Consider the following 2,443-nt stretch of genomic DNA (forward strand, 5'->3'; position numbering starts at 1 on the left):
TCGGCTGGTCCGGTGTCGGCCGGTCCGGCGTCGGCTGGTCCGGCGTCGGCCCGTCCGGCGTCGGCTGGTCCCGCGTCGGCCCGTCCGGGGTCGGCTGGTCCGGGGTCGGCTGGTCCGGGTTCACGGTTGCCGGACCTTCGAGGTCAGCCGAACCCGCCGCCGTCGTCGTCTCCCCAGTCACGCCGCACAACGTACCGGGTGAAATGTCCGCCTAGCGACGCCCCGAGACCGGCCGTCGCACCCCTTCCTCTTTGAGGCCTAAGTTTCTTCGCTTTGGCTCGCCTCAAAGCGAAGAAACTTAGGCCTCAAAGAGGAAGGGGTGCGACCGGTTGTCCACAGGACGATCTCTTAACATCAGCGATGATGTTGTTTGCATGCTGATATTGGCTCATGCGACCGCTGAAAGTCCTGCCCGTACAGGTGGACGTCATCGCCTCCCGGCAGGAGGGGCTGATCTCCGCCGCGCAGCTCGACGGCATCGGGGTCGACGCCCAGTGGCGGTACCGGCTCGTCCGGCAGGGCCGGCTGATCCGGGTCACCCAGGGCGTCTACGACACCGACGTCGTGCCGCCCGACCAGCGGTCGCGTGCTGACCTGCTGGACCACCTGCGACGTCGTCCCGCGTGGCTCGGCCTCCTCGCGGCCGGCCCGGGATCGACCGCCGTCGGCCTGTGCGCGCTCGCGCTGTACAAGGTCAAGGGGCTGCCGCGCACCATCCGCTCGGAGGTGGTCGCGCCCGACGGGCTGTGGCGGCCGGCCCGGGACGGGATCACGTTCCGCAAGATCGGCGGCATCGTGACCGGGCGGTTCGGCGGCGACTTCCGGATCGCGAGCGTCGCGGACGCCCTCGCCCTCGGCGTCGGGCAGATGTACCGGGACGACGCCGTGGCCGTGATGGACGACCTGCTGCACACGCGGTCCGCCACGGCCGACGACCTGGCCCGGGCCCACGACCTGGCGCGAGGGCACCGGGACGTCGAGGCGACACATTCCTGGTGGCGGCTGCCGGACGGCCGGTCGGAGTCACCGCTCGAGACCTCCGCACGGCTGGCCTGCCTCGACGCCGGGATCCCGCCGGACACCCTCCAGCTCGTGGTCCGCGATCCCGACGGCGCGCACCTCGGTCGGGTCGATCTCGCCTGGCGGCTACCCGATGGAACCTGGCTGCTCGTCGAGATCGACGGCGCCTCGGTCCACACCGCGCCGGCCGCGGTGTTCCGCGACCGCACGCGGCAGAACGCGCTGGCCTCGGCTGGCGGCTCGCGCCTGCTGCGCTTCACCGCGAAGGACCTCCGGGGCCGACTGGTCGAGACCCTGGAGCCGTTGCTGCGGGAAGCCGGCTGGGCGCCCGGCTGCTACGACGACGTCGGCCAGCCGGCGGTCCTCGGCCCGTCGGTCGTTTCGACCGGTGCGGCCGTTACGGCCGTTTTGCCGGTCCCCTTTGAGGCCTAAGTTTCTTCGCTTTGAGGCGACTCAAAACGAAGAAACTTAGGCCTCAAAGGAAAGGGGTCGGGACGGACGACGGACGACGGACGACGGACGAGCCAACCAGGTCAGCGGCCGATCGACGCCCTGCGGCCCGTGACGTGGAGGCCCTCGCGGGACAGGCGGCCGACCGTCTCGACCAGCAGCGCGCGCTCGGCGACCTTGATGCGCTCGGTCAGCGTGGGCTCGTCGTCGGTGTCGAGCACCGGGACGGCCGTCTGGGCGAGGATCGGGCCGGTGTCCACCCCGTCGTCGACCACGTGCACCGTGCAGCCGGTGACCTTGACGCCGTGGGCGAGCGCGTCGCGCACGCCGTGCGCGCCCGGGAAGGCGGGCAGCAGGGCCGGGTGCGTGTTGATCATCCGCCCCTCGAACTTGCGGACGACGCCGGGCGCCAGGATCCGCATGAAGCCCGCGAGGATCACGTAGTCGGGCCGGAACACCGAGATCGCCTCGAGCACGCCGTCGTTCCAGGCCGCGCGGTCGTCGAAGTCCTTGAGCGCGACGACGGCGGAGGCGACCCCGGCGTCCCGGGCCAGGTCGAGCGCGCCTGCCGTCGGGCGGTCCGTGACGAGGCCGACCACGCGTGCGCCGTAGGCGGCGTCGTCGTGCGCTGCGAGCAGCGCGGCGAGGTTGGAGCCGCCGCCCGAGGCGAGCACCACCAGGCGCTTGGCGGAGGTGGACTCGACGGGGTGACCGGAGGGCGTCTGCACGGGCCCCAGCCTACGTTCCCGGGCGTGCCTCGGGCGTCTCGTCGTCGTCAGCCGGACCGGTCGCCGGCCGGGCGTCCGGTTCCGGGTCAGGTTCCGGGTCCGAGACCGCGTACGCGTCGGTCCTCGCCCAGTCGCCGGACGGGCCCGGGTTCTCCGCGCCCCGCGCATCCGGGTCGCCGCCCGGCTCCCCGCCCGCGGGCGCACCATCGCCTTCCCGGTCCGGCGAGCCGGCGAACCCGAGCTCC

2 protein-coding genes and 2 pseudogenes are annotated in these 2,443 nt (G+C 72.6%); 1 reads left to right on the forward strand and 3 read right to left on the reverse strand.

Going from position 1 to position 2,443, the window contains the following annotated elements:
- Positions 1–181 (reverse strand): annotated as a pseudogene (locus PROKR_RS36800) (hypothetical protein); the annotation flags it as partial.
- Positions 182–390: 209 nt separating this feature from the next.
- On the opposite strand from PROKR_RS36800, the gene PROKR_RS30485 reads away from it, so the two are divergent.
- Positions 391–1,452 carry a type IV toxin-antitoxin system AbiEi family antitoxin domain-containing protein gene (locus PROKR_RS30485; RefSeq protein WP_051432635.1) on the forward strand — a complete coding sequence of 354 codons (1,062 nt, stop codon included), beginning with the start codon at positions 391–393 and terminating at the stop codon, positions 1,450–1,452.
- Positions 1,453–1,553: 101 nt separating this feature from the next.
- On the opposite strand, the gene purN is transcribed toward PROKR_RS30485, so the two are convergent.
- Together purN and PROKR_RS36805 are read right to left on the reverse strand one after the other, a co-directional pair.
- A complete protein-coding gene (purN, locus tag PROKR_RS03590) occupies positions 1,554–2,198 on the reverse strand; it encodes a phosphoribosylglycinamide formyltransferase (protein ID WP_036959579.1) in 645 nt (214 codons plus the stop codon).
- A gap of 10 nt (positions 2,199–2,208) precedes the next feature.
- Positions 2,209–2,443 (reverse strand): annotated as a pseudogene (locus PROKR_RS36805) (DUF6350 family protein); the annotation flags it as partial.

Origin of the sequence: Promicromonospora kroppenstedtii DSM 19349, assembly GCF_000515355.1 — a bacterium.
Taxonomy (GTDB): Bacteria; Actinomycetota; Actinomycetes; order Actinomycetales; family Cellulomonadaceae; genus Promicromonospora; species Promicromonospora kroppenstedtii.

Bases quoted from the DNA above. Each gene is read 5' to 3' on its own strand.
- PROKR_RS30485 (WP_051432635.1), top strand. From the start codon at position 391: ATGCGACCGCTGAAAGTCCTGCCCGTACAGGTGGACGTCATCGCCTCC.